Genomic DNA, 25,518 nt, shown 5'->3' with positions numbered 1-25,518 from the left:
TGGCCCGGCCTTCCGGAGCCCCCATATTGCATTGAGGATCGGCCCCGTGTTTGCATGGGGCCGGGGGTGAGCGGACGAGCGCTCCAATCTGATCCGGCTTGGGCCGGCCCTGCGTATCCGAATGTACCGGAACGGGCCGTTAACCTAATCATCGTGATCTGAGCGCTTAGATATGACGGAGAGACGACGGCTGCATCCGCCACTGGCGATGCGGCTCCCGGCTCCCGAACTGGAGATGGACGATGGCTAACAAGCCCGGCGGCGACTCGAAGAGCACGCTTTACTGCTCTTTCTGCGGCAAGAGCCAACACGAGGTCCGCAAGCTCATCGCGGGCCCGACCGTGTTCATCTGCGATGAATGCGTCGAACTCTGCATGGACATCATCCGCGAGGAATCCAAATCCGCGCTGGTGAAGTCGAAGGACGGCGTGCCGACTCCCAAGGAGATCCGCAAGGTCCTCGACGACTATGTCATCGGCCAGGAGCACGCCAAGAAGGTGCTCTCGGTGGCGGTGCACAACCATTACAAGCGCCTCTCGCATGCGACGAAGCAGAACGACGTCGAGCTGGCGAAGTCGAACATCCTGCTGATCGGGCCGACCGGCTCGGGCAAGACGCTGCTCGCGCAGACGCTCGCCCGCATCCTCGACGTGCCCTTCACCATGGCCGACGCGACGACGCTGACCGAGGCCGGCTATGTCGGCGAGGATGTCGAGAACATCATCCTCAAGCTGCTCCAGGCCTCCGACTACAATGTCGAGCGGGCGCAGCGCGGCATCGTCTATATCGACGAGATCGACAAGATCAGCCGCAAGTCGGACAACCCCTCGATCACCCGCGACGTCTCGGGCGAGGGCGTCCAGCAGGCGCTGCTGAAGATCATGGAAGGCACCGTCGCCTCCGTGCCGCCGCAGGGCGGGCGCAAGCATCCGCAGCAGGAATTCCTGCAGGTCGACACCACCAATATCCTCTTCATCTGCGGTGGCGCCTTCGCTGGTCTCGACAAGATCATCTCGAGCCGCGGGCAGGGCACCTCGATCGGCTTCGGCGCCAAGGTCGAGGCCCCGGACGATCGCCGCATCGGCCAGATCTTCCGTCAGGTCGAGCCCGAGGATCTGCTGAAGTTCGGCCTGATCCCGGAATTCGTCGGCCGCCTGCCCGTCCTGGCGACGCTGGAGGATCTCGACGAGCCGGCGCTGAAGACCATCCTGACCGAGCCGAAGAACGCGCTCGTCAAGCAGTATCAGCGCCTGTTCGAGATGGAGGACACCCAGCTCACCTTCACCGACGAGGCCGTCAGCCTGATCGCCCGCAAGGCGATCGAGCGGAAGACCGGCGCGCGCGGCCTGCGCTCGATCATGGAGAGCATCCTGCTCGAGACCATGTACGAACTGCCCGGCCTCGAAGGCGTCGAGCAGGTGGTGATCGGCCCCGAGGCGGTGGAGAGCAAGGCCCGCCCGCTCTTCATCTATGCCGAGCGCGAGGACGAGACGAAGACCGCCTCGGCCTCCTGACCTTTCCTGCAATGCGACAACAGGACGCGCGCCCTTGGCGCGCGTTTTGCGTTGTGATGGGCATGGGCCGCTCGCGGTTTCGCATCGCAACAGCCCTGCGCGAGATTGAACCACCTCTTCTCGCGGCATCCGTCCCTCGTCCGTTGCAGGACAGCGGTGCATGGGCCGGATACCTCGCTTGAAAGCCGGCGAGGAAGTCTCCACTTTAGGTGCACTTGCGAGAGTCGCATGCCTTGGAGGGTGCGATGCGCGAGGGCGGGGAGGCGAATGGTCGCCTCGGCCGCACACGTCCGATCGTTCCGCCCATCTCGGGGGTCCGCCGGGCGCAACTGCAAAGGAATTGCCATGACTGGCTCGACGCCACGCGCTCCCTTCGTCCCAGGCGAGGCCGGCACCTTCCCGGTACTGCCTTTGCGCGACATCGTCGTTTTCCCCCACATGATCGTCCCGCTCTTCGTCGGCCGCGAGAAGTCCATCCGCGCGCTTGAGGAAGTGGTGAAGACGGACGGGCTGATCCTGCTGGCGACCCAGAAGAACGCCGGCGACGATGACCCGCAGCCCGACGAGATCTACGAGATCGGCACGCTCGCCCGCGTGCTGCAGCTTCTGAAACTGCCCGATTCCACCGTGAAGGTGCTGGTCGAGGGCGTCGGCCGTGCCAAGGCCTCGTCCTATTCGGCGAGCGAATCCTTCTACGAGGCTGAGGCCACCGGCCTTGCCGAGGAAGAAGGCAAGAAGGTCGAGGTCGAGGCGCTCGCCCGTTCGGTCGTCAGCGAGTTCGAGAGCTATGTGAAGCTCAACAAGAAGATCTCGGGCGAGATCGTCGCTGCGGTCACGCAGATCGACGAGCCGACCAAGCTCGCCGATACCGTCGCCTCGCATCTCGCGGTCAAGATCGCTGATCGCCAGGGCGTGCTGGAGATCACCAACGTCGCCCATCGCCTGGAGAAGGTCCTGTCGCTCATGGAGAGCGAGATGTCCGTGCTGCAGGTCGAGAAGCGCATCCGCTCGCGCGTCAAGCGCCAGATGGAGAAGACCCAGCGCGAGTACTATCTCAACGAGCAGATGAAGGCGATCCAGAAGGAGCTCGGCGACGGCGATGAAGGCCGCGACGAGCTGGCCGAGCTGGAGGAGCGCATCGCCCAGACCAAGCTGACCAAGGAAGCCCGCGACAAGGCGACGGCCGAGCTGAAGAAGCTGCGCCAGATGTCGCCGATGTCCGCGGAAGCGACCGTGGTGCGCAACTATCTCGACTGGATGCTCGGCATCCCGTGGGGGAAGCGCTCGAAGATCAAGAAGGATCTCAACGCCGCCCAGCTGGTGCTCGACGACGATCATTTCGGCCTCGACAAGGTCAAGGACCGCATCGTCGAATATCTCGCCGTGCAGCAGCGCGCCAACAAGCTCGCCGGTCCGATCCTGTGCCTCGTCGGCCCTCCGGGCGTCGGCAAGACCTCGCTCGGCAAGTCGATCGCCAAGGCGACCGGCCGTGAGTTCGTGCGCATGTCGCTCGGCGGCGTGCGTGACGAGGCCGAGATCCGCGGTCACCGCCGCACCTATATCGGCTCGATGCCCGGCAAGATCATCCAGTCGATGAAGAAGGCCAAGACCTCCAACCCGCTCATCCTGCTCGACGAGATCGACAAGATGGGCCAGGACTTCCGTGGCGATCCCTCGGCGGCCCTTCTGGAGGTGCTCGATCCCGAGCAGAACTCGACCTTCAACGACCATTACCTCGAGGTCGACTACGACCTGTCGAACGTGATGTTCGTGACGACGGCGAACACGCTGAACATCCCGCCGGCCCTGCTGGACCGGATGGAGGTGATCCGCATCGCCGGCTACACCGAGGAAGAGAAGACGGAGATCGCCCGCAAGCACCTGATCCCGAATGCGATCAAGAAGCATGGGCTGAGCGGCAAGGAGTGGTCGATCACGGACGAGGCCGTGCAGACGCTGGTGCGGCGCTATACCCGCGAGGCCGGCGTCCGCAACCTCGAGCGCGAGCTCTCCAACACGGTCCGCAAGGGCGTGAAGGATATCGTGCTCGGCAAGAAGGCCAAGGTCGTGGTCAACGAGCCGTTGCTCGAGGAGTATCTGGGCCCGCCGCGCTATCGCTACGGCATGGCGGAGACGGAGGATCAGGTCGGTGTCGTCACTGGTCTGGCCTGGACCGAGGTCGGCGGCGAGTTGCTGACGATCGAGGGCGTCATGGTGCCCGGCAAGGGCCGCATGACCGTCACCGGCAACCTGCGCGACGTGATGAAGGAATCGATCTCGGCGGCGGCGTCCTATGTCCGCTCGCGGGCCGTCGATTTCGGCATCGAGCCGCCGCTCTTCGACCGGCGCGACATCCACGTCCACGTTCCCGAGGGGGCGACCCCGAAGGACGGCCCGTCGGCCGGTATCGCGATGGCGACCACCATCGTCTCGATCCTGACGGGCATCCCGACCAACCGGGACGTCGCCATGACCGGCGAGGTCACGCTGCGGGGCAGGGTGCTGCCGATCGGCGGTCTGAAGGAGAAGCTCCTGGCGGCACTTCGCGGCGGCATCAAGAAGGTGCTGATCCCCGAGGAGAACGCCAAGGACCTGATCGACCTGCCGAAGTCGGTGAAGGACGGCATGGAGATCATCCCGGTCGCGCGTATGGAGCAGGTTCTCCAGCATGCGCTGACCCGCCAGCCGGTTCCGATCGTCTGGGAAGAGGATCTCAAGGCCGTGCCGCCCAAGGGCGCGGACGACGACGCGGCGGGCCTCGTCGCCCACTGATTTCCGGCCTCGGAAACAGGAGCCGCCGGCGCGCAAGCGCCGGCGGTTTTCTTTTGGGCGTTAAGGGCGGTCATTGCCGCAATGCCCGCTCAGGTTCATTTTAAGCCTGCTTCTCCGCAGGCAGTTCGATCAGAGGGCCATGAAGCTGCGACGGCTTCCGAAACGCAGGCCGAAACCGGATGGATGGGCTGCATTCGATAGCCTGCCCGCGCCGGTACGTCGGGCGCTGGCGGAGGCGGATCATCCGCTGAATCCGCTGAAGCTGGCCGGTTCGGTTGATGTCGAAGAAGCGATCCGCCGTGTCGCCCGGCTCGACGCCGCGGCCAGGCGACGTGCGGAGCGAGCTGATTAGCGACCAACAGGCTGCGACGGCAGCTGCCTGATGGATCTGGTGGGCGGTGACGGGCTCGAACCGCCGACCCTCTCGGTGTAAACGAGATGCTCTACCAACTGAGCTAACCGCCCCTCGCGGTCGCCTTTAAGGCCTCGGCCGCCGCATCGCAAGCATTGTCGGGCGAGCGTCTTGCCAAGGCTTGCGGACGGCCGAATTCCGCCATCTTCATCGTCACCCTGCCGGGCTCATGGAGATCAGCCGCTTGACCCGTTCTCGTCCCGTCCTGCGTTGCGTACTGGCAGGCACCTGCCTCGGCCTCGTCCTCGCTGCAGGGCAGGCTGCGGCGCAGTCGCTCCTGCCCGATTCCTTCTTCGTCGATCGTCCGGCCTTTTCCCATCCGGAGCAGCCCGGCAAGCCGGCGAGCTGCGAGAGCATCGCGGCGCAGCTCCCGGATTCGGTGCCACGCGATTCGCGTGTCGACATGGCGATCGCGGGAACGGTGAGTCTCATCCGGACGGACGGTGCGCTTTGGTATGTCGCGGTCTGTGCCGCACCGGGTGTCCGGGTTCTGTGCGTGACCTATGGCGCCGGCGACCTGAAGCTGGGCGACAAGGCAGTCCTGCGCGGCGGATATAACCGCCAGGACAGCCGCCACGTCCTGCTCGATCCCTGCCTGGCATCGCCATGGAACGAGGGTGACGCAGCCGAGTGATAGGAGAGGGCGAGGATAATTTTCCCCAGATGCGATTTTGCCGGCGTCACTCGCTTGACACTTCCGGTCGGGGGCAATACTCACCACGTCGCTGACGGCGAATGCCCCAGCCGCCCTGCGCGGGCGTAGCTCAGTTGGTTAGAGTGCCGGCCTGTCACGCCGGAGGTCGCGGGTTCGAGCCCCGTCGCCCGCGCCATATAAATCAAAGCCTTAGCTTGCTTGGCCGCCCGGTCATTGCACTTTCCGGCGCAGGCTCATTACACTTTACGCATCGGTTTGTTCTTTCTGAGTTTGGCGCGCCCTTGGCGACGGCTGGAATCGACGTCACGGACGGTGGCGATGTTGACCGGGCTGTAGGTCTTCTGAATCCGGGTCACCTCCAGCGCAGTGCGCCAGCGGACAGTTCCAGAAACTCATCGCCGACAACGGCGTCACCCCATGGATGCTGGCCACCGCGTAGCGGAAACGCGCGCCGTCGCACTGACGATGCCATGAACGCCGACCTCACAACCAAACTACGGATGATACCGATAGAGAGCCTTTCGGAACTCGATCCCGTGGGCGTTCGCAAGCCGAGCTTGACGACGTGGTTTGCAGGCACTCGACGATCGGCTGCATCAGCCTAACCGCCAGGTCCATGAAGCCGTCAGCAGGCCGGGGGACAGGTTGGGATGTTGAGTACAGGCCCTGAGATTCTCTGCGGATGCATTTTCGGTTGCGCAGCCTAGGCTTGCGGCAGTCTCGGAAGATCGCTTGCGATGGCGTTCCACCATTGTGGGACCCGCTTCTTGCGAAGCCGAAGGCCCATTTATTTTGAGAAGGACGGACAGGGATGCGCGCGAAAATTGCAGTCTTCGTCATCGGCTTGGCTCTTGCGGGGTGCAATGCCAATTCTGCCGATCAGCGGACCCTCGGCGGTGCGGCCATTGGCGCTGGGACCGGTGCCATCGTTGGCGGCATTGCGGGAGGTGGGCGTGGAGCGGCGATCGGTGCCGCTGTGGGCGGTGTCACGGGCGCCGTGATTGGCCGGGCGACCACTCCGAACAACTGCCTTTATCGTGACCGCCATGGGCGCGTGTTCGAGGCGCGCTGCCCTTGACGTTCTGAAACAAGCCCGCTGGCCCGACGATCGTCGGGAATGACGGCCCCTTGCTTCGCCTGACGGGAGTTTGGGAGCCCGAGGGCAGAGACCTGACCGGATTGGCTTGGGGCATATGTCGGGCTGGCGCCCGGTGCGCTGGTGGCAGGAGAAGCATGATATGGTGAGCAGACGGCTGGTTCTGTCTGGACTTCTCGGGCTGGCCGGTTCGGCTTTGTTCGACATTGCCATCGGCGCTGCCGCGACAGGCGAGGCAGCGCTGCCAGAAGGGACGGCGCGCGCGCTGGACCAGGTCGATGTGGCATTCAGCCAACGCCCGCAACTGTACTATAATCGGAAGCGGCAGTTTCGCCCCCGGCAGCACAACCAGCCATGGCGTGCCCCGCGCCTTCGCCGCTCCCGGGGCCGTGTGCGGCCACGACGCCCAGCCTCGCCGTCCTGACAGGTCTCCGCGATGGGAGCCGGATTTGACATCGGCTCGCCTGCTTGTGTGGCGCGCGGCGCGCCCGAGTGCAGGCCCACGAGTCTGACGGGCTGGCTCCCGCACACGGGATAGCGGCTGTTCCGATTTGCCGTCAGCGGCGCCCGCGGTGCCGGGGCGGCGGGGGCAGCGGCCGGCGGTTGCGCTGGCGATAGCGATGCCAGTTCTTCCGGCGCGGCCGCGGATTTTCTGGCCGAGCGGGAAGGGTAGCCGCGCCCGGTGACCGCGGCTGCGGCGGGCCTTGCGTGAATTCGGCATCCAGCGTGTCGAGCGCGCTTGTTGCCACTGCGGATTGTGCCTCGACCGGTGCCGTCTTCGCTGTCGCCGCAATCAGCACGCCGCCGACAAGTGAAATCAAAAATGATCTGCGTTCCATCTGCATCTCGTCAATTACCTTGATCGTTATGTGCGCTCGGTGGAGCTATGGCTCCTAGTACCATTGCCACGCCAATGCTCGCGATCGTTCCCGATCGGAGCAGAGTTCGGTAATCGAACTCCAGTCGGTGTCTTCGTTTTTTGTGGAAGCGGCAAGATGATCTGCCTGTGCCTTTGATTGACGAGGGCTAATTAAAAGAGCGAGAGGAGCGTGCCGCCATCGCTTCGGTTGCTTGCGAAAATTCAGAAGCGCCAGATCAGGGGCACGATGAAGACCGCCACGACGAAGAACCAGATCAGCAGCGGCAACCCGAGTTTCCAGTAATCGCTGAAGACGTAGCCGCCTGGTCCCATCACCATCAGATTGGTCGGCGTCGCAATCGGCGTCAGGAAGGCGCCGGCTGCGGCGACCGCCGTGCTCATCAGCACCGGCCGCGGCGAGATGCCCATGGCGGTGGCGGCGGCGACGCCGATCGGGATGACGATCAGCGCCGTCGCGGTGTTGCTGATGAGCTGGCCCAGCACCGCGGTCAGGACGAACAGGCCTGCGAGCAGCGCGGTCGGCCCGGCGTCGCCCACCATCGAGACGAGGTGGTCGGCCAGCATCTTCGCCGCGCCGGTCTGGATCATCGCGGTCGAGAGCGGCATCATCGCGCCGACGAGGATCACGGTCGTCCAGCTGATCGCGCGGTAGGATTGCTCGACGGTCATGATGCCGCAGAGGATGATCGCACCGGCCGCCAGCAGGCCCGCCACGGCAGACGGAACGATGCCGGTGGCCAGCATCACGACCATCGCGAACAGGATGATGATCGCCTGCTTGGCGCCCGGACCCATCGGCACGGCCTGGCGCCGCACCAGTTCCGGGGAGCTGACGACGAGGACGTCGGGATCGTCGAGATGGGTGTCGAGCGCCTTCCAGGTGCCCTGCAGCAGCATGGTGTCGCCAGCCTGCAGCACGACGCCGGCCGTCTTGGTTTTGCCGGCGTTCGGAGCCTCGCTCGCGCCGCGTTGCACGGCCAGGATGATCAGGTCGCCGCTTTCGGTGACCATGCCGGGGAACACGGTCTGGCCGATCAGGCCTGAGCGCGGCGGGATCACCACCTCGGCCAGGCCGGAGCGGCGGTTGAACAGGGTTTCTTCGCCATCGCCCGCGCCTTCCTCGCGGAACGCGAGGTGCATCTGCGCCGCGAAATTGGCCGCGGCCTCGGCATCGCCGCGCAGCAGCAGATGGTCGCCCTCGGCGATCGTCGTGCGACGCAGCGGCCCGGCCGTGTCGCCGTCCTGAACCGCAACGAGCTGGAGCCCGGACCATGTGCCGAGGTCGACTTCGTCGGAGCGCTTCCCGACATAGGGGCAGGTCGCGCGGACGCGTAGTTGATGGACGCCGCTCGCCAGCCCGTATTGCTCGACCAGCGTCCTGGCGTGGCGGCTGAAATCGGCCGGCATGGTCGCGCCGTTGCGCTGGGGCAGAAGCTTCTCCCCGAACAGGATGATGATCGCCATGGTGCCGGCGAGCAGCGGGATGCCGGCCAGCGCGAACTCGAAGAAGCCGAAACCGCCGACGCCGGCATCGAGCCCGGCTTCGGAAACCAGCACGTTCACCGGTGTGCCGGTCAAAGCGAGCATTGAGCCGGCATGTCCGGCGAAGACCAGCGGCATCAGCAATTGCGAGGAGTTGCGTCGCAGGCGGACGGCGGTGACGACGACGACCGGCAGCAGCGCAGCGACCGCACCGTTCAGGCTGATCAGCGCGACCAGAAGGGACACCAGCCCCATCATGAGCAGCAGGAGTCGCGTCCGGCTTTCCTCTCCGGCCCCCTTGATCAGGAGCTGGCCGGCCCAGGCGGTGACGCCCGTGACCTCGAGCCCGGAGCTGACGACGAACAGGGAGGCGATGAAGATGACGGCGGGATCACCAAGCCCGGCGAGCGCCTGAGGCAGGGTGAGCACGCCGGTCGCCCAGAGGCCGAGCGCCGTGCCCATCGCGACGAGCACGACAGGCACCTTGTTCGTGACGAACAGGACCACGGTAATGGCGACGATGATGCCGGTATAGGCGATCGGACTCACGCATCAGCTCCTTGGGGGTGTTCTCGGCCGCAGACCCGTTTGAAGGGTCTCAGTCTTCGAGCGTCGCCATCAGGATGCCGAGACGGCAGCCTTTTTCGTACTCGGTGAGATTCACATATTCCTTGATCGTGTGGATCTCGGCCTGGCCGGCGCCGATCGTGATGGTCGGGACGCCGTGCTTGTCGAGCCAGTTGGCATCGAGGCCGCCATTGGAGAACAGGTAGTTCGGTTCGATACCCAGGATACCGAGCGCCTTAGCAGCGCGCTTGACCACAGCCGAATCCTTGGCGAGCTCGAAGGGTGGATAGGCCGGCTTGTGGGTGAACGTCACCTTCGCCGTCTCGCCGCCATCGTCCTTCACCTCGCCTTGAGCCTTGGCGAAGGCGGCCTTGAAGGCCTCGGCGATCTTGGTGGCGAAAGCGGCCTCGGGGCTGCGCGCCTCGCCGCGGATGTAAGCATAGTCGGTGACGACATTGGTCGCGTCGCCGGCGGCGACCGTGCCGCCCTTGCCGCCGAAGATGCCGACATTGCTGGTGCCGCGGCCATCGGACTTCACGATCTTGCCGAACCAGCCCTCGCGGCGAGCTTCCGCAAGTGCGATCGCGCCGACGAGCGTCGCCGAGATGCCCTTTTCCGGAGCGACGCCGGCATGGGAGGCCTTGCCGGTGATCTCGACTTCCCAGTTCTCCTGGCCGACCGCGCCGATCAGCAATTCGGAGGCGAGCTGGCCGTCGACATTGATGCACATGACGGCGCCGCCGAGATCCTTCGGGTTGAGCTCGCGCGCGCCGTGCAGCCCGCTTTCCTCGCGCACCGTGAACAGCAGCGTGATCGGCGGGTGGGGCAATTTGTTCTTGATCAGCGTCTCGGCCAGCACGACGAGCAGCGCCACGCCGGTGCGGGCATCGCCGCCGAGCGCGGTGGTGCCGTCAGAGACGATGCGGTCACCCTCGCGTTTCGGCTTGGCCCCGGCGCAGAGCGGCACGGTGTCGAGATGGGTCGAGAACAGCAGGCGCGGACCGGCCTTGGTGCCGGGGAGGTCGACGATGAGGTTGCCGGTCTCGGTCGGCAGCGGGATGCGCTTGTTGGCATCGTCGAAGCGGATGGCCGAGGCCGGCACGCCGACGGCCTTTAGCGCCTCGCTGACGGCAGCGCCGATATTGGCTTCCTTGCCGGTCACGCCCTCGACCGAGAGGAAGCGCATGAGATGCGCGATGGCGGCTTCGACGTCGAGCGGAATGGCGGGTGTCGTCATGATCTGCATCCGAACGGGTTGGATTGGCGACGGGGAGGGCTGCGATGGGGCTCAGAGCCCCCAAGGCAGGCCGAGCATCTTCCAGACGGCGAACAGAGCCGTCCAAAGCACGAACATCCACACGACATAGGGCAGCATCAGCGAGACCACGGTGCCGACGCCGGCATTCCTGTCGTATCTTTGGATGAAGCCGACCACGAGGGCGAAATAGGCGTTGAGCGGGGTAATCGCGTTCATCGGCGAATCGCCGATGCGATAGGCCGCGAGCACGGCTTCCGGCTCGACGCCGAGCTTCATCAGCAGGGGCACGAAGACGGGGGCGAAGATCGCCCATTTCGCGATCGCGCCAGTGAGAAGCAGGTCGATGATCGCGACCACCACGATGAAACCGAGCAGCAGCGGCAGGGCGCCGATATTGGCGGCCTGGAGCATGCCCGAAAGGCTCAGCGCCATGACCGTGCCGATATTGGTGTAGGTGAAGTAGGCGACGAACTGGCTGAGCACGAAGAACAGGAAGATCGTGCCGCCCATGCTTTTGATCGATTTCTCGATCGCGGCGATGACCTCCGCCAGCGTCTTCAGCGTGCCGGCGCCGATGCCATAGGCCCAACCGGTGACGAGGAACATCAGCATGATGAGCGCGATCAGGCCGTTCATGAAGGGCGAGTTGCCGATCAACTCTCCGGTGGTCGGATTACGCAGGGGCGCGCCCGTGGGGAGCGTGAGGAGGCAGAACACCGCGATCAGTCCGAGGAGGCCGAGACCGGCGAAGCGAAGACCGCGCGACTCCGCCTCGGACAGCACGGCGCCTTGCTCGGTGACTGTTCCCTCGGCCGCCAGCTTCGGATCGTAGCTGCCCAGGCGCGGCGAAATCATCTTGTCGGTGATGAACGCGATGATGACGGTCAGAAACAGCACCGAGGCGATCGAGAACCAGAGATTGGATGCGAGGCCGATCGTGCGATTGGGGTCGACAAGGCGGGCCGCGTCGTTGGTGAACTCGACCAGAACCGCATCGAGCGGCTTGATCAGCATGTTGACGGTGAAGGCACCGGCGACCGCTGCGAAGCCGAGCGCCAGGCCCGCGACCGGATGGCGGCCGACAGCGAGATAGGCAATGCCGGCGAGCGGGATCAAGACGAGATAGCCGGCATCGGCCGCGATGCTGGCGATGATGCCGACGAAGGCGAGGATATAGGTCAGCGCCCAGTGCGGCGAGACGATCACAAGCTTGCGGATCAGCGCGGTGACGAGCCCTGATTCCTCGGCGACGCCGGCGCCGATCATCGCGACGATCATCAGCCCGACGGCCGTGAAGCTCATGAAATTCGGGATCAGCGACGAATACATGAAGCGGATGCCGTCGATGGTCAGCAGGCTCTGGATCGCCGTGCTCGCCGCCTCGATTTTATGGGTGTCGGGGTTGATCCGCTCGTAGGTGACGGCGGTGCCGAACAGCCCCAGCACAGCCGAGAGGGCAATGACGATGCCGATCAGGATCAGGAAGATGACAACGGGGTGGGGAACCATGTTTCCCACCTTCTCGACGGTGTCGAGAAACCTCTGCATGGTCGTTTTCGGCGCGACGGTGGCAGTGGTCATCGCATTCCCCCCTTGAGCCCAGGCTTTCCGCAGCAAACCCGCGGCCGATGTGCCGAAGACTCCGGCACCCGCAAAGCTCCGAGCGTGATGGGGGAACCTTAAGTCCGGGAGCCGGGAGAGCATCGGCAGAGAATCCCAAACTTTGGGCCTTCTGTCCCAAAGTCTCCTTCGTGGCGCCCGTAGGCGGGGTGTGGGCTTGCCGCCGGCGGGGTGGCTTTCTACGGTCCGCCGCGGTGAAGGCCTTTGTCGGCCGATGATCGACCGGGGCGGAACGATGCCGGACCAGGGCCAGGATGCGGGGGAAGGGATGTTCGAGGCGTCGAGATGAACGGCGTGACATGGCTGGAGCGGTGCCAGCGCTCCGCTCGCGCGCGTTTGTCTTGGCTCCTGCTCGTCGCGCTCGCCGCCGGTCTGTCGGCTTGCGCATCGACGCCGCGCGGGCTCCTGGAGCCGGTGGCGCCCGTTCCCGGCACCGACAGCGTCAACATGCTGGCGGCGACGACGCGCGCGCCCTCCGCCGATGCCGGCGTCCTGTTCAGCGGCGAGCGGGGCGAGGGCGTCTCGTTCCGGAATATCGTCGTCTCGATCCCGCGCAACCGCGAGGTCGGCAGCATCCAGTTCCCACGATCGGTTCCCGGGAATCCCGCCACGGATTTCACCGTCACCGCCTCCACGGCGCTGCCGAAAGCCAGGCTCGCCGACTGGTTCAGGTCAACGAGCGGACGCTCGAAGCGCGTCTTCGTGTTCGTGCACGGCTTCAATACGCCGTTCGACCGAGCCGTCTTCCGCTTCGCGCAACTGGCGCATGATGCCGACGCCGATGCCTCGCCGGTTCTCTTCTCCTGGCCCTCCCGCGGCTACCTGCTCGACTACAGCCGCGACTTCGACAATGCGTCCTATTCGCGCTCCGACCTCGCGGACCTGCTGGGCGTCGCGGCCGCCGCCCCCTCTGTCCGGGAGATCGTGATCCTGGCCCATTCGATGGGAAGCTGGCCCGCCGTCGAGGCGGTCCGGCAGATCGCGCTCAAAAGCGGCGGCGTCCCGCGCAAGATCACCAATCTCATCCTGGCGTCGCCGGATCTCGATGTCGGCGTCTTCCGCCGCCAGATCGAGGATATGGGGCCGAAGCGACCGCAGATCACGCTGTTCACGGCCCAGCACGACCGGGCACTGCAGGTCTCCCGCTTCATCGCGCGCGGTGCGACGCGGCTCGGCGGCATCGACCCGACGCAGGAGGAATACCGCAACCAGTTCGCCGGGTTCTCCGGGATCACCGTGATCGACCTCTCCGCGATCAATGCGGGCGACCGCCTCAACCACGACCTGTTCGCGGCGAGCCCGGATGCAGTGCGCCTCATCGGCGACCGGCTGCTGCAGGGACAGGTGATCACCGATTTCGATGTCCCGGCGCCCCTGGCGGCGGCGGGGGCGATCAGCTCCGCCGCGACTCTTCTGGTCACCGCGCCAATCCGAGTCTTCGATGCAGCAACGACGCCATAGGGTTGACGGGTCGGGCGGCGAAAGCCAATATTGACGGATATTCGGCGGTAATTCGAATTTTAGACTGTTGTTAGATAACTCTACTTCCGGATTGCCCTGTTGATTTAGATCAATTTCGTCCAAATGCGACCAGTGTTAGGATCAGATCCTGCTTCTGTGGCCTGCGCAAAACCGCAGAGTAATCGGAGTATCTGATGCCGGCTTTCTCTCATGGTGGGGTGAGGAAGGACGTCAGCATGTTTTCTGTGGCGCAGTTTTGCACCATGGAGCTTCAGGCGAAGGACCAGTTCGACGCCTGGCGTTCCTTGCACAAGGACACGATCGAGCTTTTTCCGACAGGGGAGCGGTCGGCAGGATTTGCCGCTGCATTCTCGTCCTGGACCCTGGGGGAGCTTGTTCTGACACGTGTTGTCTATTCGGGCGCGCCGGGCCGGCAATGGCGGCACCACCCCAAATCCTATCTGGACCATTGGTGTGTGGTGCTGGCGCGGGCGGTGGCAGCCGATGGCTCGGCGCGGGGAGAGCTGAGCTTTCGTTCGCTGGCGCTGCCCTATGAGGGCCAGGCGCAGGACAGCGAGGTCATCACCCTCTATCTGCCGCGTGATCAGCGCCCGGTCGATGAGCAGCGCCTCGATGGAGCCCACGGTGTCGAGGTGAGCCCGGATTTCGCACCGCTGCTCAGCGACTACATGGACGGCCTTGTCCGGCATCTGCCTCACGTCACCCCGGAGCACGCCGCAAACCTGGAGATGCCGACAAGGGCCCTCATCGCGGCCTGCATCACGCCCCTGTCGACCTATCAGGAGCCTGCGCGTTCCGCCTTGGGGGCGGCTCTCATCGACAGGGCGCGCGCCGTCGTGCGTCAGAACATGGCCGCCCCGGATTTCGGTCCCGAGCGGCTGGTCCGCCTGCTGGCGATGTCCCGCTCGAAACTGTATCGGCTTTTCGAGAACAGCGGCGGAGTGGCTCATTTCATCAATAGAGAGCGCCTGCGCGAGGCGCATCTCCGCCTGAGTTCCCAGCGTGAAATGCTCTCCATCCACGCCATTGGAAACGAGGTTGGATTCGTCGATCACTCGACCTTCAGCCGGGCCTTCCGGCGGGAGTTCGGCTACAGCCCGACCGAGGCGCGCGAGCGCGGGATCGTCCGCTCCTTCGCCGATGAACGGGAAGGGCTGGGCCAGGGTTGACCGGTGCGGCTTCCATCACGCCCGAAAACGCGGCCATCTGACCGGCCGAGCCCAAACCCGCCGCTCGGGGAGTGGGCCTGATGACAGGCGTGCCCACCGGGCGGCTTTCGCTTCTTTACGCAATTCTGTTCTTCGAGCTCGGGGTCAATCTTCCGTTCTTCCCGCTCTGGCTCCAGGCGCAGTCGCTCGAGAGTGACGCGATCGGCATCATCCTGGCGACCCCGCTGCTGGTTCGGGTCGTGGCCAATCCCGTGGTCGGAGCGCTCGCCGACCGCAGCGGGCGCATTGCGGTGGCGCTCACGCTGTGCGCCATGCTGGTTGCGGCTGGCACCGGTCTCCTGACCGTCGCGCGCGGCTTCTGGCCGATCCTCCTCGTCGTCATCGCCATCGCCCTCGCGCAGGGACCGTTGATCGCGCTGGCCGATGTCATGACTCTCGGCCGCCTCGCCGGGGGGGCGCGGTCGGAACTCGCCTATGGCCGTATCCGTTTGTGGGGATCGCTCGGCTTCGCCGCCGCCAATCTCGCGGCCGGCTGGTCGCTCGAATGGTTCTCGACCGACGCGATCGTTGTGCTGTTGCTGGTCTCGGCGATTCTCACCGCCGTTGCCGCCGCCCGTTGCATAACGGGTACCGTGAACCGCCCGCGAGACGATGCGCAAAGCGCCGCATGGCCGGCGCATCCGCTGCTTCTCGTCTGCACGATTGCCGGTGCCGCGTTCGTGCAGGCGAGCCACGCGGCGTTCTACGGTTTCGGCACGCTGCACTGGCAGGCGATCGGGACTTCCGGCGCCGCGATGGGCGGGCTCTGGGCTCTCGGCGTCCTGTCTGAGGTCGTCGTGTTTTCATGCCTGGGCTACCGCATGAACGGAGCCGCGAGCGCAGCCGGCTTGTTGGTGGCGTCGGCCGCGACGGCGATCCTGCGCTGGGGAGCGATGTCGCGGGATCCCGACCTCTCCACCCTGATGTGCCTTCAGGTGACGCAGGGCCTGACGTTCGGGGCCACTCATCTTGCCAGCATCTTCCTGCTGACGAGACTGGCGCCGGGCAGCATGCAGGCGCGCGCCCAGGCCTGGCTCGCCGGCGGGTGGGCCGGCGTGATGGCCGTTCTGACGACGCTGTCCGGCCGGCTCTACGAAAGCTGGGGGGAGCAGATCTACCTGGTGATGGCCGCGGTTGCTGCCGTTGGATTACTGCTGCTGCTGCCTGTCGCTTTCGCCCTGCGCGCACCGCGGCTCGAGAACCGCCTGCCCTGACCCCAGGGAACTCGGCCTTTTCCAACAATGGGATGACCAGCCCAGAGTTGGGATTCTGAGCTGATCCGCCTTTTCTTCGGGGTTGCTAGCCTCTCTGTGCCGTCCTGAAAGGGCTTTGCGGGCCGTAAACGCGCCCGTTGGCATGCGGGGGGCGGCCGTCAGGGGAAGGGTTCGATGCAGAGGCAAGGCTTGGGGTGCCCGGGTGCGCCGCTGCAGCGGCAGGAGGCTGCGGGGGAGCGGGCATGAGGCACAGCGAAGCTTCATCGCGGCTGGGCCGTCTTGCGGTCGTGACCGCCATCGCGCTCGCCGTCGCCTCCTGCAACCGTGAGGAGAAGGAGGCTCCGGCGCCGGTTCGCTTCGTCCGGACCGTGACCGTCGAGCCGCCACACCAGGCGCCCGATCTCGCCTTCACCGGTCATATCGAGGCGCAGGACCAGGCGTCGCTGGCCTTCCGCATCGGCGGTCGCCTGGCGGAACGCCTGGTCGGTCTTGGCGCGACCGTCCGCGAGGGGGAGACCGTCGCGCGGCTCGACCCCGAGAACGAGCTGAACGATCTCCGCTCCGTTCAGGCCGCGTTGACTGCGGCGCAGGGCAATCTGCGCAAGGCGGAAAACCAGTTCCAGCGGCAGAGCCATCTGCTCGAACGCCACATCACGACGCAGGCGGATTTCGAGAGCGCGCAACAGGCACTCACCGCCGCGCGCGCCCAAGTCGACGCGGCCCAGGCACGGGTCCGGTCTGCGGAGGACGTCGTCGGCTTCACAACGCTGAAGGCCGATGCGCCGGGCGTCGTCACGCGCGTCGGCGCGGAACCTTCGGAAGTCGTTTCAGCCGGCCGCATGATCGTCCAGCTGGCGCGGCGGGAGGGCCGCGACGCCGTCTTCGAGATTCCGGCTGATCTGGTGCGACAGCTCACGCCCGATATGCAGGTGCGCGTCGCCCTGGCCGGGGAGGCCGGTGCGGAGGCGACCGGTCGGGTGCGCGAGATCGCGCCGCAGGCCGATCCCGTGACTCGGACCTTCCGGATCAGGGTCGGCCTGACCGACCCGTCCCCGGCCTTCCGTCTCGGAGCGGCCGTCTCGGGCTCGATCCGTGGCGCCGAAGGCGGAGCCATCACCATCCCCGCGACGGCGCTGGCGCGGCGCGACCAGGCCACCGGCGTATGGGTGGTCGACCCTAAGAACCTGACCGTTTCGCTGCGCAAGCTCGAGGTCGCGAGCGCGGACCCGGCGGCCGCCAAGATCTCTAAGGGATTGGACATAGGCGACATCGTCGTCACCGCTGGTGCCGGGCTTCTACGTGAAGGCCAGCGCGTACGCTTGATCGGAGCGGAGCCGCGATGAGCTTCAACCTCTCGGAATGGGCGCTGAAGAGCCGCTCGGTCGTGATCTACCTCATGATCATCGCGGTCGCTGCCGGGGTCTTCGCCTTCGTCAAGCTCGGCCGCAACGAGGATCCGGCCTTCGTCATCAAGACAATGGTGGTCTCCGCGATCTGGCCCGGCGCCACGATGGAAGACACGCTGAGCCAGGTGACCGAACGCCTCGAACGGCAGCTCGAGGAAACCCCCGGGCTCGATAGCGTGCGCAGCTTCACCAGGCCGGGCGTGACGACGATCTTCGTCAACCTCAAGGGCGACGTTCCCGGCCGCCAGGTCCAGGACACCTGGTACCGGGTGCGCAATCTGATTGCCGACATGCGGCACACGTTGCCGGCTGGCACGCTCGGGCCGTTCTTCAACGACCGCTTCGGCGACACTTTCGGCATCATTTACGGCTTCACCTCGGACGGCTTCACCAGCCGCGACCTGCGCGACCATGTCGAGGCGATCCGTTCGCGGCTGCTGCTCGTGCCAGACGTCTCGAAGATCGAGATCGTCGGCGCGCAGGACGAGCGCATCTTCATCGAGTTCTCGGTCAGGGAACTGGCGAATCTCGGCCTCGATCGCTCGGCGCTGCTCGGGGCTCTGCAGGCCCAAAATGTCGTGCGACCGGCCGGTGAGGTGCAGACGCAGGACGAGAAGTTCTCGGTGCGCGTCTCCGGCGCCTTCCAATCGGAGGCGGACCTGCTCGGCATCAATTTCCCGGTGGGCGACCGTATGGTGCGGCTGGCCGATATCGCGACTATCAGGCGCGGCCATGCCGATCCGCCGACGCCGATGTTCCGGGTGAACGGGCGTGACGCAATCGGGCTGGGCATCGCCATGCGCGACGGCGGCGACATCCTGGCGCTCGGCAACAACATCAAGAAGGCGATGGCCGAGGTCACTGCCGGCCTGCCTCTCGGCATCGAGCCCTATCTCGTCGCCGACCAGGCGGTGACGGTCTCGCACGCGATCGACGATTTCATGATGTCGCTCTGGCAGGCCGTCGGCATCATCCTGGTCGTCAGCTTCATCAGCCTCGGCGTGCGGCCGGGCCTCGTCGTGGCTCTCGCGATACCGCTGACGCTCGCCATCGTCTTCGCTTGCATGCTGGTCGCCGGCATCGACATGCAGCGCATCTCGCTCGGTGCGCTGATCATCGCGCTCGCGCTGCTCGTCGACGATGCGATGACCACGACAGACGCCATGGTCACGCGACTCGCCGCCGGCGAGGAGAAGATGAAGGCGGCGACCTTTGCCTTCGAGAAATACGCCACCGCGATGCTGGCCGGCACGCTGGTGACGATCGCCGGCTTCGTGCCGATCGGCTTCGCCGCAAGCTCGGCCGGCGAATATACCTTCTCGCTCTTCGCGGTGGTGACGATCGCGCTGGTCGTCTCCTGGTTCGTGGCCGTGCTGTTCGCACCCGTGCTCGGCGTCGCCATGCTGAAAGCACCCGACGCCTCCGCACAGCAGAAGGAGCCGGGGCGTGTCGAGCGCGGCTTCCGAAGCTTTCTCTCAAGCGCGATCAAGCTGCGCTGGGTCACGATCGCGGTCACGCTCGGCCTGTTCGCTGCCTCGCTCCTGGCGCTGCCGCTGGTGCCGCGGCAGTTCTTCCCGGCGTCGGACCGGCCGGAGCTGCTCGTCGATCTCACATTGCCGCAGAACGCCTCGATCTATGCGAGCGAGGACATGGTCAACCGCTTCGAGGCTTCGTTGAAGGGCGATCCCGATGTCGAGCGCTGGAGCACCTATGTCGGCCGCGGCGCTATCCGCTTCTACCTGCCGCTGAATGCGCAATTGCCGAACGACTTCTTCAGCCAGGCCGTGATCGTCGCCAAGGATGTGGCGGCGCGCGAGCGGTTGCAGAAGAAGCTCGAGGCCCTTCTCGCCAAGGACTTCCCCAATGTGGTCGGGCGTGTCTCGCCGCTCGAACTCGGCCCGCCGGTCGGCTGGCCGGTGCAGTACCGCGTCAGCGGCCCCGATATCGCCGAGGTCCGCACCATCGCGATGAAGCTGGCGCAGGTGGTCGCGGCAAATCCCAAGGCGCAGCAGATCAATTTCGACTGGATCGAGCCCGCCCGCGAACTGCGCCTGCGCGTCGACCAGGACGAGGCGCGCCGGCTCGGCCTCAGCTCTGCGGCGGTCGCCGCCATCGTCAACACGGTGGTCTCCGGGACGGTTGTGACGCAGGTGCGGGATTCCATCTATCTCGTCGATGTCGTCGTGCGGGCGCAGGATGCGGAGCGGGCCTCGCTCGACACGTTGCGCAGCATGCAGGTCGCGCTGCCGAGCGGCCGTTCGGTACCGGTCTCGCAGTTCGTGAGCTTCAGCTACGGCCTCGACACGCCGTTGATCTGGCGCCGTGATCGCGTGCCCAATCTGACCGTCTCGGCCGATGTGCCGCCCGGGATATTGCCGGACGCGGTGGTCGGCGCGCTGCAATCCTCGGTGGACGGGCTCAGGAAAACACTGCCCGCAGGGTACGACATTGCCGTCGGCGGCACGGTCGAGGAAAGCGCCAAGTCGCAAGCCTCGGTCATCGCGGTGATCCCGGTGATGCTGCTGATCATGTTCACGGTGCTGATGGCGCAGCTCAGGAGCTTCCGGCTCTTCGCGATCGTGCTGAGCATCGCGCCGCTCGGCCTGATCGGCGTGGTCGCCGCGCTGCTGCTCTCCGGCAAACCGCTGGGCTTCGTCGCGCTGCTTGGCATCCTCGCCTTGATCGGCATCATCACCAAGAACGCGGTGATCCTGGTCGGGCAGATCGAGGATGAGCGCGCGACCGGCAAGGGCGTGGTCGAGGCCGCGGTCGACGCCGCCGGCACGCGCTTCCGGCCGATCGTGCTGACCGCGATCTCGACGGTGCTCGGCATGATCCCGATCGCGCCGACCGTGTTCTGGGGGCCGATGGCCTTCGCGATCATGGGCGGCCTGCTGGTCGCGACGGTGCTGACCCTCGTCCTCCTCCCCGTCCTTTACGTCACCGTCTTCGGCGCGGCGACCGCGCGCAACGGCAAGACGAAGCGGATGGCCAATGCGGGAGCCTCCCGATCATGAGCGCGATCATCACGAGGCGGATGCTTGCAAGAGGTATCGGACGCATTGCCGCCGTCACGTTGCTGGGGGCGGTCCTCGTCTCCTGCGGCGATGAGAAGGCACCGCAGGCGGAGGGGCGGCCGGTCGGCGTCGTCACGGTGGAGGCGGGGCAGTTCTCCGACGACGTCCAGCTCAGTGGCGAGATTCAGGCCAAGAAGGACGTTTCGCTCGCCTTCCGGATCGGAGGGCGTGTCCTTGAACGCCCGGTCAATGTCGGCGACCAGGTGAAGGCGGGGCAGGTCATCGCCCGACTTGACCCCGCTCTCGAACAGAATGCGCTGGCGGCTGCCAAGGCGGCACTGGAAGCCGCGCGCGGCGAGGTCAGCACGGCGCGCAGCACCTTCGAGCGCCAGGAACGCCTGATGGCGCAAGGCTTCACGACCCGGCCGCGCTACGATCAAGCCCGGCGGGCGCAGGAAACGGCACAGGCCACGCTCGAAAATGCCGAGGCGCAGGTCGAGTTGGCGCAAGATCGCCTTGGGTTCACTGCGTTGCGCACGGATGTTGCGGGCGTCGTGACCGCGCGCCGGATCGAGCCCGGCGAGGTGATCCAGCCGGGTCAGGTCGTCGTCCAAATTGCCCGCGACGACAGCCGCGACGCGGTGTTCAACGTGCCGGCAGCGGTGCTCGACACCCATCTCAGCGATGCCCGAATCCGTGTCGCGCTGGCTGATGCTCCTGCTGTGACGGCATATGGCTCGGTGCGCGAAGTCGCGCCGCAGGCCGATCCGGTGACGCGTACCTTTGCCGTTCGGGTCGGGCTGCAAGACCCGCCGGAGGCGATGCGCCTCGGCTCGACGGTCGTCGGCACGATCGAACTCACCACCGCGGCGATCGTTTCCATTCCGGCGAGCGCACTGACCCAGCAAGGCCGTTCGCCCGCCGTATGGGTCGTCGACCCCGCCAAATCGACCGTTTCCCTGCGCGATATCGATGTGTTGCGGTTCGATGCCGGCACGATCATCCTCTCCCAGGGGCTGGCGCCCGGCGAAATCATCGTATCGGCTGGCGCTCAAGCCCTGCATCCCGGCCAGCGCGTCAGGCTGTTGCCTGGGCAATTGCCTTCGTCGCGGCAGCAGGCGGCCGTGTCGCCGTGACCGTCGCGGGCGGAGGCCGATACGGATGGCGAACAGCGGCATTCCAGAATTTGGCCCACCGACATTGCAGTTTCCTTGGCAGAGGGCATCCATGGAGATCGTTCCGGCAGCCGGAGAAGCGGAGAAACTCGGGACGGAATTTCTCGTCCTGGGGGTTTTCTGCGACGGTCCGCTGATGGGTTCGGCGCGGGCGGTGAACAATCGGTCGGCCGGCCGGCTCGCCGCCATCCTCGACCAGGCTGGCCTTGGGGAAACCGTCGGCGCGACCTGCCTGATCGGAAAGTTGCCCGGTGTCGCGGCGCATCGCCTTCTGCTGGTCGGCCTTGGCAAAGCCGGACGGTTTTCCGACAGGGCCTATCGGCAGGCGCTCGCGGCGGTGGCCGTGGTCCTGAACGACGATCCGGTTGCGGAGGTGGTCGTCACGCTCGCGGAGAACGAGGTGCCCCGCCGGGCGCTCAGCTGGCGGATGCAGCAGGCCGCGCGGATTCTCGCCGACGGCCGCTTCGACTTCGGGCTGCCCGATCGAAACATCCGGGGCGAAAAATGCACCATTACGCTGCTCGTGCCACAGGCCCTGACTTCGGAGTTGGTCGGAGCGCTGCGGCAGGGCGTGGCGATCGGCGAGGGCGTTTCCTTCGCCAAGGAGCTGGGGGATCTCTCACCGGACCTGTGCACGCCGGCTTTCATCGCGCGGACGCTGCAGGCGATGTCGAACCAATTCGGCTTCAGCCTCGATGTGCTGGGGAGGCACGAATTCGAGAGGCATGGCATGACGCACTTTCTGGCAAGAGAGAACGCTGTGGCCGGCGCCTGCAAGCTCTTCGTCGTGAGGAGCGATCATCGGAAGGCGGCTGGCCGCCCGATCGTCCTGATCGGTGACGATGTCGCGGCGCTCCAGGCGCCTGCCAAGCACAAGCCGTTCGCGCCTCCTTCAGCCTGCGACATGCACGGCATCGGGAGCGTGCTGGGCGCGATGCGGACGGTCGAGCGGCTGGGGCTCGCCTTGAATGTCGTGGGTCTCATCGTCGCCAGCCAGCGTGGAGCATCATGTATCGACAGGGATGACGGCCACCGAGCGCGGGAACCCTCGCTCCTGGGGGACGTGCTCGGCTACGCCGCTCATTTTTCGCCGAGCTGTGTCATCACCGTCGCTGCGCTGAGCCGCGCAAGCTTCATCGCGCTGGGCAGCCATGCCAGCGGCTTGTTCGCCAATGACGAAGGCTTGGCATCGGAACTGTCGAAATGCGGTGGGATATCGGGCGACGGTGTATGGCAGCTTCCGTTGTGGGAAAATGACCCGCCATTACCCGCGGGCCAGGACGCTGAGGCCGATCAAGAGATCGAATGTCCCGCCGATGCGATCGCGGCCGCCTCCAATCTGGCCCGCTTCGCCACCGCCTATCCCTGGGCGCATCTGGACATCGCCGGAACCGCATCGACGGCACAGCGGAGGAGATCGACAGGGCGTCCGGTGCCGTTATTGGCGGAATTCCTGGTCGGCCGGGCACGAGCGGTGCCGGGGCACGCGATCTTTTCTCCCCGCTCAAGCAGGAACTCCATTCATGAGTGATCTCGTTTTCATCGCCTTCCCGACGGAACAGAAGGCTGAGGAAGTTCGCCAGAAGGTCCTTTCGCTCCAGCGCGAGTATCTGATCGAGCTCGGCGACGCGGTCGTCGTGGTCAAGGACGAGAAGGGCCAGGTGAAGCTCAACCAGATGATCAACCTGACCGCGACGGGCGCTGCCTCGGGCGCGCTCTGGGGCACGCTGATCGGCTTCATCTTCCTGGCGCCGCTGGTCGGCACGGCGTTGGGTGCCGCCTCGGGCGCGCTGAGCGGCAAGTTCACCGATATCGGCATCAACGACAAGTTCATGAAAGATGCCGCCTCGGCGCTGCAGCCGAACACGGCTGGCCTCTTCCTGCTGATCCGCAAGATGACGACGGACAAGGTTCTGGCCGATCTCAAGGGCGTCGGCGGCACCTTGATCAGCACCTCCTTCGACGAAACGAAGGAAGCCCAGCTGCGCGAAGCCCTCTCGGCCGCGGCGAGCGCCGAGGCATCGCCGGCGTGACCCTCGACTGGAGCCTGGGTGCAGAGGCCACCGTCTGGGCAGCCTCGACCGTGCGCCTCGACGATTTCCGGCCGCTGCTTCCGGCGGAGGAGGAGATCGTCGCCAAGCTCCAGTCCGGCAGCTTCGACAGGCTCGGCAACGGGGTCCTGCCCGCCGAGCCTGATCCGGCGCGTATCGTGCGCGCCTCGTTCCTGCGCTTCCTGATGCTCGGCGGCGAGGCAGGCTGCCGGCCGCACGAGAAGGGCGTACTCGTTCATGGCGCCTGGATTTCCGAGGTTCTTGACCTTGAGGCCTGTCGCATCTTTCGCGACATCGGCCTGAACGATTGCCATTTCGAGGCAGCGCCGATCCTGCGCGCCGCCATCATCAACCGGCTCTTTCTGGACGGCTCTCGGCTACCCGGCCTGCAGGCCGAGCGACTCGAGGCGCGCGGCGGCATCTACCTTCGGGGGGCGGATGTCGAGGGCGGAATCAACCTTGACCAGGCGCGCCTCGGCGGCAACCTCGAATGCGACGGAGCGACGATCCGCAATCGCAGCGGTTATGCCCTGCTGGGCCGCAGCCTGGAGGTGCGCAACGTGCTCCTGCGCGGCGCGACCCTGCGCGGCGGCGTGAATCTGGCCGGCGCGGTCCTGGCGGCCGATCTCGACGCCGCGGGCGCGACCGTTCCGGCCTTCGAGCGAACCGCAATCGACGCGACCGAGATCACCTGCCATGGCAGCATCGTGCTGAGAAACGCACACGTCACCGGCGAGGTGCGACTGACCGGGTCCGCTATCGCTGGTGATCTCGATTGTTCCGGTACGCTTGTCGATCATGCCGGGGATACCGCCCTCGACGCCAGCCGGGCGGCTATCAAGGGCGCCTTCTTCTTGCGCCGCGACGCTCGGTTGGACGGCACGCTGGCGCTGACCGGTGCCTCGATCGGCACGATCCATGACGAGGCGGCCTCCTGGCCGAAGCCAGGCGAGCTGCTGCTCAACCGCTGCCGCTACGGCGCCTTCATCGATGGACCGGTCGATGCGGACAGCCGCCTTGATTGGCTCGCCCGCCAGACACCCGCACGCTGGGGCGAGGATTTCTGGCCGCAACCCTACGAGCAGCTCGCGGCGGTCTTCCGCGAGATGGGGCATGGCGAGGATGCCAGCTCGGTGCTCGTCATCAAGGAAAGGCTGCAGCGCCGGGCCCGCCGGGCGCGGACGGAAAGTCCGGTCTGGCGGGCGCTTCTCTTCGTCGCCGACGGTATCCTCGGGATCACGCTCGGCTATGGCCGCAGGCCGCTCTTCGCGCTCGTCTGGCTTGTGTTCTTCTGGCTCGCAGGCGTCGGGATCTTCGCCTATGCGGAGGGCCAGGGCGCGGTGATGCCCAACAGTGCCGTCGTGCTGCGCGCGCCGGAATGGACCTTGTGCGGCATCGCGCATGGGGAGCAGAGACCGCTGGTCGCCAGCGGTCCGTCACAGGGGCTGGCCATGCCGGGCCAGACCCAGCTCGACTGCTTCCGGCAGCGCTGGGAAGCCTCGAGCTACCCCGCCTTCAGCCCGTGGATGTATTCGCTCGACACGTTGCTGCCGGTGCTGGACATGGGCCAGCGCAGTTTCTGGCGACCGAATCCGGCGAAGCCCGGAGGGCGCGTCGCCATCAGCTATTTCTACTTCCAATCGATCGTCGGCTGGGCCTTGAGCCTGCTCGCGGTCGCGGGTTTCTCGGGGCTGGTGAAGTCGTCATGA

General features: G+C 66.0%; 18 protein-coding genes and 2 tRNA genes. 15 read left to right on the top strand and 5 right to left on the bottom strand.

Features of this window, described 5'->3' with window-relative positions:
• The first annotated feature begins 242 nt into the window (after positions 1 to 242).
• From clpX to BLQ70_RS00575, 3 genes are all read left to right on the top strand, one after another.
• Positions 243 to 1,514, top strand: coding sequence for an ATP-dependent Clp protease ATP-binding subunit ClpX (gene clpX, locus BLQ70_RS00585; RefSeq protein WP_061963721.1), 1,272 nt, complete (start codon positions 243 to 245; stop codon positions 1,512 to 1,514).
• 345 nt (positions 1,515 to 1,859) lie between these two features.
• Positions 1,860 to 4,286 carry an endopeptidase La gene (gene lon / locus BLQ70_RS00580; RefSeq protein WP_091855403.1) on the top strand — a complete coding sequence of 809 codons (2,427 nt, stop codon included), beginning with the start codon at positions 1,860 to 1,862 and terminating at the stop codon, positions 4,284 to 4,286.
• A 139-nt stretch (positions 4,287 to 4,425) separates the two neighbouring features.
• Entirely contained in the window at positions 4,426 to 4,638 is a 213-nt protein-coding gene (locus BLQ70_RS00575) for a hypothetical protein (RefSeq protein ID WP_091855402.1), read from the top strand.
• 37 nt (positions 4,639 to 4,675) lie between these two features.
• Here the strand turns inward: BLQ70_RS00575 and BLQ70_RS00570 are convergent.
• Positions 4,676 to 4,751 (bottom strand) — tRNA-Val (locus tag BLQ70_RS00570).
• A gap of 131 nt (positions 4,752 to 4,882) precedes the next feature.
• On the opposite strand from BLQ70_RS00570, the gene BLQ70_RS00565 reads away from it, so the two are divergent.
• The 3 genes from BLQ70_RS00565 to BLQ70_RS00555 all read left to right on the top strand — a co-directional run bounded on the left by BLQ70_RS00565 (position 4,883) and on the right by BLQ70_RS00555 (position 6,431).
• Positions 4,883 to 5,332, top strand: coding sequence for a hypothetical protein (locus BLQ70_RS00565; protein ID WP_139163461.1), 450 nt, complete (start codon positions 4,883 to 4,885; stop codon positions 5,330 to 5,332).
• A 119-nt stretch (positions 5,333 to 5,451) separates the two neighbouring features.
• A tRNA-Asp gene (locus tag BLQ70_RS00560) sits at positions 5,452 to 5,528 on the top strand.
• Positions 5,529 to 6,164: 636 nt separating this feature from the next.
• Positions 6,165 to 6,431: a YMGG-like glycine zipper-containing protein gene (locus BLQ70_RS00555; RefSeq protein ID WP_082616993.1), complete on the top strand. Its 267-nt coding sequence runs from the start codon at positions 6,165 to 6,167 to the stop codon at positions 6,429 to 6,431.
• 575 nt (positions 6,432 to 7,006) lie between these two features.
• On the opposite strand, the gene BLQ70_RS25200 is transcribed toward BLQ70_RS00555, so the two are convergent.
• The 4 genes from BLQ70_RS25200 to BLQ70_RS00540 all read right to left on the bottom strand — a co-directional run bounded on the left by BLQ70_RS25200 (position 7,007) and on the right by BLQ70_RS00540 (position 12,217).
• Positions 7,007 to 7,294, bottom strand: a complete 288-nt coding sequence (locus tag BLQ70_RS25200; protein WP_139163460.1) for a hypothetical protein — start codon at positions 7,292 to 7,294, stop codon at positions 7,007 to 7,009.
• Between the two features lie 236 nt (positions 7,295 to 7,530).
• Entirely contained in the window at positions 7,531 to 9,360 is a 1,830-nt protein-coding gene (locus tag BLQ70_RS00550; RefSeq protein ID WP_061963633.1) for an SLC13 family permease, read from the bottom strand.
• 49 nt (positions 9,361 to 9,409) lie between these two features.
• Positions 9,410 to 10,615, bottom strand: coding sequence for a M20/M25/M40 family metallo-hydrolase (locus tag BLQ70_RS00545; RefSeq protein WP_425284536.1), 1,206 nt, complete (start codon positions 10,613 to 10,615; stop codon positions 9,410 to 9,412).
• Between the two features lie 51 nt (positions 10,616 to 10,666).
• Positions 10,667 to 12,217 (bottom strand): AbgT family transporter, encoded by a 1,551-nt coding sequence (locus BLQ70_RS00540; protein WP_091855399.1) that lies wholly within the window; start codon positions 12,215 to 12,217, stop codon positions 10,667 to 10,669.
• Positions 12,218 to 12,541: 324 nt separating this feature from the next.
• Between BLQ70_RS00540 and BLQ70_RS00535 the strand changes: the two genes are divergently transcribed.
• The 9 genes from BLQ70_RS00535 to BLQ70_RS00495 all read left to right on the top strand — a co-directional run bounded on the left by BLQ70_RS00535 (position 12,542) and on the right by BLQ70_RS00495 (position 25,518).
• Entirely contained in the window at positions 12,542 to 13,717 is a 1,176-nt protein-coding gene (locus tag BLQ70_RS00535; RefSeq protein ID WP_244511857.1) for an alpha/beta hydrolase, read from the top strand.
• Positions 13,718 to 13,911: 194 nt separating this feature from the next.
• A complete protein-coding gene (locus BLQ70_RS00530; RefSeq protein WP_061963627.1) occupies positions 13,912 to 14,907 on the top strand; it encodes a helix-turn-helix transcriptional regulator in 996 nt (331 codons plus the stop codon).
• An 80-nt stretch (positions 14,908 to 14,987) separates the two neighbouring features.
• On the top strand, positions 14,988 to 16,160 hold the full coding sequence (locus BLQ70_RS00525) for an MFS transporter (protein WP_139163459.1): 1,173 nt from the start codon (positions 14,988 to 14,990) through the stop codon (positions 16,158 to 16,160).
• A gap of 368 nt (positions 16,161 to 16,528) precedes the next feature.
• Positions 16,529 to 17,503: an efflux RND transporter periplasmic adaptor subunit gene (locus tag BLQ70_RS00520; protein ID WP_244511856.1), complete on the top strand. Its 975-nt coding sequence runs from the start codon at positions 16,529 to 16,531 to the stop codon at positions 17,501 to 17,503.
• Positions 17,500 to 20,583 carry an efflux RND transporter permease subunit gene (locus BLQ70_RS00515; protein ID WP_091855396.1) on the top strand — a complete coding sequence of 1,028 codons (3,084 nt, stop codon included), beginning with the start codon at positions 17,500 to 17,502 and terminating at the stop codon, positions 20,581 to 20,583. Before BLQ70_RS00520 ends, BLQ70_RS00515 begins: the two co-directional genes overlap by 4 nt.
• Complete coding sequence (locus BLQ70_RS00510) at positions 20,580 to 21,719, top strand: efflux RND transporter periplasmic adaptor subunit (RefSeq protein WP_244492680.1); 1,140 nt, start codon at positions 20,580 to 20,582, stop codon at positions 21,717 to 21,719. The genes BLQ70_RS00515 and BLQ70_RS00510 overlap by 4 nt, the downstream gene beginning before the upstream one ends.
• 91 nt (positions 21,720 to 21,810) lie before the next feature.
• Positions 21,811 to 23,289 carry a leucyl aminopeptidase family protein gene (locus BLQ70_RS00505; RefSeq protein ID WP_170843260.1) on the top strand — a complete coding sequence of 493 codons (1,479 nt, stop codon included), beginning with the start codon at positions 21,811 to 21,813 and terminating at the stop codon, positions 23,287 to 23,289.
• The gene (locus BLQ70_RS00500; RefSeq protein ID WP_061963617.1) at positions 23,282 to 23,791 is read left to right on the top strand and encodes a DUF1269 domain-containing protein; all 510 of its coding nucleotides are present in this window, start codon (positions 23,282 to 23,284) and stop codon (positions 23,789 to 23,791) included. Before BLQ70_RS00505 ends, BLQ70_RS00500 begins: the two co-directional genes overlap by 8 nt.
• Positions 23,788 to 25,518 carry a hypothetical protein gene (locus BLQ70_RS00495; protein WP_091855394.1) on the top strand — a complete coding sequence of 577 codons (1,731 nt, stop codon included), beginning with the start codon at positions 23,788 to 23,790 and terminating at the stop codon, positions 25,516 to 25,518. Before BLQ70_RS00500 ends, BLQ70_RS00495 begins: the two co-directional genes overlap by 4 nt.

This window comes from Allobosea robiniae (assembly GCF_900102525.1).
GTDB classification, from domain to species: domain Bacteria; phylum Pseudomonadota; class Alphaproteobacteria; order Rhizobiales; family Beijerinckiaceae; genus Allobosea; species Allobosea robiniae.
This window is presented reverse-complemented; position numbering and strand designations above follow the sequence as displayed.

Excerpts from the sequence above, each read along its gene's own strand:
- clpX (WP_061963721.1), top strand. The coding sequence starts at position 243 with ATGGCTAACAAGCCCGGCGGCGACTCGAAGAGCACGCTTTACTGCTCT.
- BLQ70_RS00515 (WP_091855396.1), top strand. The coding sequence starts at position 17,500 with ATGAGCTTCAACCTCTCGGAATGGGCGCTGAAGAGCCGCTCGGTCGTG.
- BLQ70_RS00510 (WP_244492680.1), top strand. The coding sequence starts at position 20,580 with ATGAGCGCGATCATCACGAGGCGGATGCTTGCAAGAGGTATCGGACGC.
- BLQ70_RS00555 (WP_082616993.1), top strand. The coding sequence starts at position 6,165 with ATGCGCGCGAAAATTGCAGTCTTCGTCATCGGCTTGGCTCTTGCGGGG.
- BLQ70_RS25200 (WP_139163460.1), bottom strand. The coding sequence starts at position 7,294 with ATGCAGATGGAACGCAGATCATTTTTGATTTCACTTGTCGGCGGCGTG.
- BLQ70_RS00530 (WP_061963627.1), top strand. The coding sequence starts at position 13,912 with ATGCCGGCTTTCTCTCATGGTGGGGTGAGGAAGGACGTCAGCATGTTT.
- BLQ70_RS00535 (WP_244511857.1), top strand. The coding sequence starts at position 12,542 with ATGAACGGCGTGACATGGCTGGAGCGGTGCCAGCGCTCCGCTCGCGCG.
- BLQ70_RS00540 (WP_091855399.1), bottom strand. The coding sequence starts at position 12,217 with ATGACCACTGCCACCGTCGCGCCGAAAACGACCATGCAGAGGTTTCTC.
- BLQ70_RS00505 (WP_170843260.1), top strand. The coding sequence starts at position 21,811 with ATGGAGATCGTTCCGGCAGCCGGAGAAGCGGAGAAACTCGGGACGGAA.
- BLQ70_RS00500 (WP_061963617.1), top strand. The coding sequence starts at position 23,282 with ATGAGTGATCTCGTTTTCATCGCCTTCCCGACGGAACAGAAGGCTGAG.
- lon (WP_091855403.1), top strand. The coding sequence starts at position 1,860 with ATGACTGGCTCGACGCCACGCGCTCCCTTCGTCCCAGGCGAGGCCGGC.
- BLQ70_RS00525 (WP_139163459.1), top strand. The coding sequence starts at position 14,988 with ATGACAGGCGTGCCCACCGGGCGGCTTTCGCTTCTTTACGCAATTCTG.
- BLQ70_RS00545 (WP_425284536.1), bottom strand. The coding sequence starts at position 10,615 with ATGACGACACCCGCCATTCCGCTCGACGTCGAAGCCGCCATCGCGCAT.
- BLQ70_RS00575 (WP_091855402.1), top strand. The coding sequence starts at position 4,426 with ATGAAGCTGCGACGGCTTCCGAAACGCAGGCCGAAACCGGATGGATGG.